Annotated in this window: 7 protein-coding genes and 1 tRNA gene; all 8 read right to left on the bottom strand. The window is 48.6% G+C overall.

Annotated elements, in window-relative coordinates; genetic code table 11:
- Window positions 1-330, bottom strand: a 330-nt coding sequence (locus A3751_RS18365; RefSeq protein ID WP_304439053.1) for a NusA N-terminal domain-containing protein, incomplete at its 3' end; no start/stop codon positions are given.
- Between the two features lie 27 nt (window positions 331-357).
- A complete protein-coding gene (rimP, locus tag A3751_RS18370) occupies window positions 358-864 on the bottom strand; it encodes a ribosome maturation factor RimP (RefSeq protein ID WP_068458505.1) in 507 nt (168 codons plus the stop codon).
- A gap of 273 nt (window positions 865-1,137) precedes the next feature.
- Window positions 1,138-1,223: transfer RNA gene (locus tag A3751_RS18375), tRNA-Leu, on the bottom strand.
- Between the two features lie 51 nt (window positions 1,224-1,274).
- Complete coding sequence (gene secG, locus A3751_RS18380; protein ID WP_068458497.1) at window positions 1,275-1,655, bottom strand: preprotein translocase subunit SecG; 381 nt, start codon at window positions 1,653-1,655, stop codon at window positions 1,275-1,277.
- Window positions 1,656-1,687: 32 nt separating this feature from the next.
- The gene (gene tpiA, locus A3751_RS18385; protein WP_068458499.1) at window positions 1,688-2,440 is read right to left on the bottom strand and encodes a triose-phosphate isomerase; all 753 of its coding nucleotides are present in this window, start codon (window positions 2,438-2,440) and stop codon (window positions 1,688-1,690) included.
- Window positions 2,441-2,518: 78 nt separating this feature from the next.
- Complete coding sequence (gene glmM / locus A3751_RS18390; RefSeq protein ID WP_068458501.1) at window positions 2,519-3,862, bottom strand: phosphoglucosamine mutase; 1,344 nt, start codon at window positions 3,860-3,862, stop codon at window positions 2,519-2,521.
- Window positions 3,863-3,879: 17 nt separating this feature from the next.
- Window positions 3,880-4,683, bottom strand: coding sequence for a dihydropteroate synthase (gene folP, locus A3751_RS18395; RefSeq protein WP_068458507.1), 804 nt, complete (start codon window positions 4,681-4,683; stop codon window positions 3,880-3,882).
- A 72-nt stretch (window positions 4,684-4,755) separates the two neighbouring features.
- Window positions 4,756-6,714: an ATP-dependent zinc metalloprotease FtsH gene (gene ftsH / locus A3751_RS18400; RefSeq protein WP_197466487.1), complete on the bottom strand. Its 1,959-nt coding sequence runs from the start codon at window positions 6,712-6,714 to the stop codon at window positions 4,756-4,758.
- Between the last annotated feature and the right edge of the window lie 76 nt (window positions 6,715-6,790).

A 6,790-nucleotide genomic window follows, 5' to 3' on the forward strand; every position in this document is an offset into this window, starting at 1 on the left:
ACCAATGCGTCCAAACGCGATCGATTCTACTTGCTCTGTATGAATATCACCTGGCTGAAGCTTGCTATCAATTTCTTCTGCTTCTTGCATCGTCAATTCAGTGCCAAGAGCAGGCACGGCGTCGTTATCAACCACAAGCCAACGACGGTGAGTGTCATACTCACCGGTTTTGCGGTCAATGCTTACAACAATATCCGCCTCTTCTTCTTCCTCGTAACGCTTCTTGGTTGCCGTTGCCAGCGCCAGTTCTATCGCCTCAAAAATAACGTCTTTATCTACGCCCTTTTCATTAGACACCGCCTCAACAACCAGCAGAATTTCTTTGTTCATCGCGTCGTTTGCTCCAATAAATCTATATCAATCAAATTGCGGTACGATATTCGCTTTTTCAATTCCTTCCACAGGGAACAAGAACTCTTCGGTGTCCACCTGCACAATCACATCACTGCCTTCAACGCCTTTCAGTACACCACTAAACTTGCGTCGCCCCTCAAAAGGCATGCGCAACTTTAGCGCGACATGATGCCCTTTGAATCGCTCGTAATGCGCTAACTCGTATAACGCTCTATCCATTCCCGGTGATGAAACCTCTAGCGTATAGTCGCCCGATATAGGATCTTCTACGTCGAGAACTGCGCTGAGTTGGCGACTCACTGCTTCACAGTCACCTAACTCAATCCCACTCTCGCGCTCTTTCCCGTCTTCACCAACTTCAGAAAGCTCGCCAGCATCTTTGCTTTCTATATAAATCCGCAGCATTGAGTGCTTGCCTTGGGAAACATAATCTATCCCCCAGCACTCAAAACCTAATCCTTCGACTACCGGCCTAATCATGTCATCAAGTAGCTGTTTTTTTGCCGCCACTGCCGCCTCCGCCGCGTTGTTCGCCATTTCCACAAACAAAAAATGGGCACAAAGCCCATCAGTATAAAAAAGCCCCTAACAGTGAGGGGCTCTTTACAAAACTGCTGTAAGGAGAGCCAAATTGGCGAGCCATCGCTCAGACTTGAGAACCAAGTCACTCCCAACTACACGCGGCATTATAGGCAGCACGACCACACGGGTCAACTCAATAACACCTAGGTTCACAAAAACAAAGCCCGCACCTACTAAAGTAAAAGCGCGGGCTCTTAAAGATGGTGCCGATGGACGGATTTGAACCGTCACGAGCATAGCTCACCACCCCCTCAAGATGGCGTGTCTACCAATTCCACCACATCGGCTAGATTCTGTTAAGCAACGCTAATCGTTACCAACAAGATCGAAATCTTTCGTTACTCCAACTCCGGAGCAGCATTGTCTTCGGTTTGCGATTCTAACTCAAGCATTTCTTCAGAGTTTGATACCGACTCAGCATCACCCTCAACCTGATCAACCGGCACAAGCGTCGTTGCGGCCTGAACGCTCAGAGCAGCCTGCTCTTTTGCAATGTATGCAAGACCAATACTGGTTGCGAAAAAAACCACCGCCAACCACTTAGTCGACTGAGTCAGAAAATTACCACTACCCTGACTACCAAACACTGTCTGCGACGCGCCACCACCAAACGACGCGCCCGCTTCAGCACCCTTACCCTGCTGTAGCAGGACAAGCACTACAAGCGCCAGAGAAACCAAAATGTGGGCAACGATGACCGATGTTTCCAAAAATTCCATATTACCTGCAACCTACTACAAACTGCGACTGATCAGAATGACTGACAAATCGCGTAAAAATCTTCAACTTTTAAAGAGGCCCCACCAACAAGACCACCATCAATATCCGGTTGAGCGAACAATTCTTTAGCCGTAGCCGCGTTTACGCTACCGCCATACAGAACACTCATACCATCCGACAAGTTCGTATCAGCTTGCGCAACCACATTGCGAATATGCGCATGCATCTCTTGAGCCTGTTCTGGCGATGCCGTTTTACCAGTCCCTATCGCCCAAACCGGCTCATACGCTATCACCAAATTAGATAGCTGCTCTGCGGAAAACCGACTCAAAACAAAGTCTACCTGAGCACCCACCACATCCTTCGCATTGCCAGACTCCCGCTCTTCAAGCGATTCACCGACACACAAAATAGGGGCTATACCCTGCTCCAATAAACGGCTCATTTTTTCAACGACCCGTTCATCCGATTCAACAAACAAAGTTCTTCGCTCAGAGTGGCCTATTAGTGCCGCTCTACAGCCAAAATCCTTCAACATAGCAGCAGACACCTCACCCGTATACGCCCCACCGGCATACTCCGCGACGTTCTGAGCCACCAATGTGACATCAGCGTCCGAGAATGCGTCCGACATGATGGAGAGATAAGGCGCCGGCGGTGCAACCATGACGTCGCAAGCCATTCGAGAACCTGACAATCTCTTTCGCAAATCTGCGCAGAACTTATTCGCAAAGTCGATGTCACCGTTCATTTTCCAATTACCAGCAACAATTTTGCGACGCATCGTTCTACCTCAGTTCAAGCGGGCGCAAATACTAACCGAGTTGCGCCCGAACTACAAGACGTATAAAACCCAAAATAGCTAAGCCAAAACGTCAGAAACAACACCCACCAAATGATCGACAACTTGGTCGACTAATTGCGAGTCTTCACCCTCTGCCATTACGCGAATTAAAGGCTCAGTGCCAGAGGCGCGCAGCAACACTCTTCCTTTACCGTGAAAGCGTTTTTCTTGATCGGCAACCGCCTGCGCTACGTGCGGATTTTCCATAGGATCGCATCGCTCAGCAATCCGCACATTTTTGAGAACTTGCGGTAACTTGGACATTTCTCCCGCTAACGCCGACAGCGACAACTGTCTGCGCCACATTGCCCTTAAGACCTGCAGCGCAGATACAATCCCATCACCTGTTGTTGACTTATCAAAACAGATCAAATGTCCTGAACCCTCACCACCAAGCAACCATTCATTTGCTTTAAGCTGCTCCATAACGTAACGATCGCCCACTTTAGCGCGGGAAAAAGGGATATCTAGAGCACCAAAGGCAACTTCGACCCCAAAATTTGTCATCTGAGTTCCGACCACACCACCGTCAAGCGCACCTTGTAAATGCCGATCTTTCGCAATGATAAAGATCAGTTCGTCACCATCGACAATCGCCCCCTCAGCCGTCACCATCACAACACGGTCACCATCTCCATCGAAGGCAATACCAAGATCAGCCTGCTCTAGCAGAACTCGCTCGACGAGAGCAGAAGGGCTCGTCGAACCGACGTTTTTGTTGATGTTCAAACCATCCGGCTCGACGCCTGTTGCAACAACCTCCGCTCCCAACTCCCGAAATACATAAGGAGCCACCTGATAAGTAGCGCCATGCGCACAATCAAGTACAATCTTCATACCTTCAAGACTCATCTGGCTCGGAATTGTACTCTTGCAATATTCAACGTAGCGCCCGACCGCATCATCAATCCTTTTGGCTTTACCTAATTCACTTGGAGGCACAACCTCCAGATCCTTTTCGAGCCATTTCTCAATTTCAAGCTCAACCTCGTCGTCTAACTTCATGCCTTTAGACGAGAAGAACTTAATGCCGTTATCTTCGTAGGGATTGTGAGAAGCACTGATGACAATGCCTGCGTTCGCCCGATATGTACGTGTCAAATAGGCAACGGCTGGCGTAGGCATAGGACCAATCAAACGGATACCAACTCCGGCTGCTGCTAAGCCGGCCTCCAGAGCCGACTCAAATAGATAACCGGAGATCCTTGTGTCCTTTCCGATAATGACTTTGTTCGCCGAACCCTGTTTTTTAAAAACCTGCCCACATGCCCAGCCCAGTTTGAGCATAAATTCAGGCGTAATCGCCCCCTGACCAAGACGACCACGAATACCATCTGTCCCAAAATACTTCCTGTCAGCCATACAACTCTCTCTTATTTCTATTCTGCGGCCTGCATAGCAGACCAAATCTTTACCGCATCCATGGTAGGTGCAACGTCATGTACCCTAAGAATAGCCGCACCGCGCTCAAGAGCCAACAAAGCCGCAGCAACACTCCCGAAAAGCCTACCCTCAACTCCTTTCTCCAGAACATTTCCAATCATAGATTTACGAGAGACTCCGATCAGAAGCGGAAAATCAAGGGTTTTCAAATCGGCTAAATGTTTGAGAAGACTATAATTATGAGAAAGTGTTTTTCCAAACCCAAACCCAGGATCCAATAGGATCTGCTCCTTCGCAATACCATAGGAACTTAGAGCGGCAGCGCGCTCCCTCAAAAACGCAGAAACTTCTTGAACCACACTCTTGTATCGCGGCGCATGCTGCATAGTATCTGGCTCGCCCTGCATATGCATAAGACAAAAATAACCCGCACTTCCTTGGATCGCCTCCAACGCACCCTCCCTCTGAAAAGCACGCACATCATTTATCATCTGCACTCCGAGCGCCAAACCTTCCCTCATAACCACAGGAGTACTCGTATCAAGAGAAATAACAACGTCGGACTCGCACCTCAAACGCTCAACAACAGGCATTACCCGGTCAAGCTCTTGTTGCTCACTCACCTTTGCTGCGCCTGGACGCGTAGACTCACCGCCAATATCGATGATTGAGGCGCCATCATCTACCATTCTAAGCGCTTGCTCCAGAGCAGCCTCTACTCTCGAGTATCTGCCTCCATCGGAGAAAGAGTCCGGCGTAACATTCAAAACACCCATTACCTGGGCCCTAGTAAAATCCATACCTTTTTGACCAAAAAGAAAGGGCGCAACTTTCGTCGCGCCCTTATTCATTTTAAATTTCAGGACGAAGTATTAGTGCCCTTCAGCCGGGCCACCCACACCATCAACAGGAGGTTCGGACTTTGGATCAGACTTAGACGCCTCCACAGCATCATCCGCCACAGCAGATGAACCACCAGTACTACCTGAGTCACTATTTCCGCCCCAACCCTTCGGCGGGCGAGGTGTCTTGTCATTCATAATATCGTCAATCTGCGGCGAATCGATCGTCTCATACTTCATCAAGGCATCAGCCATTGCATCCAGTTTTGAGCGATTATCCTCCAGGATTTTTTGAGCACGCGCATAACACTCATCGATAATAGAACGCACTTCAGTATCAATGCTTGCCTGAGTTGATGCCGCTACATGAGAAGCTCCACCGCCTGCAGATTTGCCTAGAAACACTTCTTCTTGTGCTTCGTCATATTTCAGTGGACCAAGCTTCTCTGAAAGCCCCCATTTCGTGACCATATTTCGCGCTATTTCTGTTGCCCGCTCAATGTCGTTAGAGGCGCCAGTAGTGACCCCTTCGGGGCCTAACGTCATCTCTTCAGCAATTCGCCCTCCGTAAAGCGAGCAAATATTACTAATTAAATGCTGCCGACTCATACTGTAGCGATCTTCCTCCGGCAAAAACATAGTGACACCCAGTGCACGGCCGCGAGGAATAATGCTGACTTTGTAAACCGGATCATGCTCTGGCATCAAGCGCCCAACGATCGCATGCCCTGCCTCGTGAAACGCCGTGTTGAGCTTTTCTTTCTCAGACATCACCATCGACTTACGCTCAGCACCCATCATGATTTTGTCTTTCGCCAACTCAAACTCAACCATGGAAACAGTGCGCTTGTTCGCGCGCGCTGCAAACAAAGACGCCTCATTCACCAAATTAGCCAAGTCTGCGCCAGAAAAACCCGGCGTTCCTCGAGCGATTAAACCTGGCTCAACGTCGTCATCCAAAGGCACCTTTTTCATGTGTACTTTCAAGATTTGCTCTCGCCCAAGAATATCAGGCAAGCCAACCACTACCTGTCGGTCAAAGCGCCCCGGTCGCAACAAGGCAGGATCAAGGACATCAGGACGGTTGGTCGCGGCAATAACAATGACACCCTCATTCCCCTCAAAACCATCCATCTCGACAAGCAATTGGTTCAGCGTCTGTTCACGCTCATCATGACCACCACCTAGACCCGCGCCTCGATGACGTCCAACGGCATCGATTTCATCGATAAAAATAATACATGGTGACTGCTTCTTCGCCTGCTCAAACATGTCGCGAACACGAGAAGCACCCACACCAACAAACATTTCTACAAAGTCAGAACCTGAAATTGAAAAGAAAGGCACTTTTGCCTCACCAGCGATCGCTTTGGCGAGCAATGTCTTACCCGTACCTGGCTGACCAACCATGAGAACGCCTCTTGGAATCTGACCACCCAAGCGTTGAAATTTGCTAGGATCTCTCAAAAACTCGACAAGCTCTTTAACGTCTTCCTTCGCCTCATCGACGCCAGCAACATCAGCAAAAGTGGTTTTAATTTGATCTTCACTCATCAAACGCGCTTTGCTTTTTCCAAAAGACATCGGTCCTTTGCCGCCACCCCCTCCTTGCATCTGCCGCATGAAGAACATAAACACAGCAATAATCACCAAAATCGGAAATGACGCGACGAGCAGCTGAGACCAAATGCTTTGCTTCTCAGGCTCTTTACCAATAACAGTGACGTTATTGTTGATCAGCTCATCCATTAATTTCGGATCTTCAACCATTGGTCTTACCGTTGAGTACTTACGCTGATCGCTCGTCTCAATCTCAAAATGCAGCCCATCAATCACAACCTGACGCACCTGACCGCTTTGTACTAACTCAATAAACTGTGAGTAGTTCATTGGTTGTGTTTTCTGCTGCGCACTAAAGTTGTTGAACACTGTCAGCAAAACTGCAGCAATCACCAACCAAAGCACTAAATTCTTGACCATATCGTTCAAGGGAAGCCCCTCACTTGTGAAAAGTTGTGTGTTTAATACGAAGTAAAATATACAACCAGATTCTTAAATATACTAT

This window comes from Oleiphilus sp. HI0080 (genome assembly GCF_001635135.1).

Excerpts from the sequence above, each read along its gene's own strand:
- secG (WP_068458497.1), bottom strand. The coding sequence starts at position 1,655 with ATGGAATTTTTGGAAACATCGGTCATCGTTGCCCACATTTTGGTTTCT.
- tpiA (WP_068458499.1), bottom strand. The coding sequence starts at position 2,440 with ATGCGTCGCAAAATTGTTGCTGGTAATTGGAAAATGAACGGTGACATC.
- glmM (WP_068458501.1), bottom strand. The coding sequence starts at position 3,862 with ATGGCTGACAGGAAGTATTTTGGGACAGATGGTATTCGTGGTCGTCTT.
- folP (WP_068458507.1), bottom strand. The coding sequence starts at position 4,683 with ATGGATTTTACTAGGGCCCAGGTAATGGGTGTTTTGAATGTTACGCCG.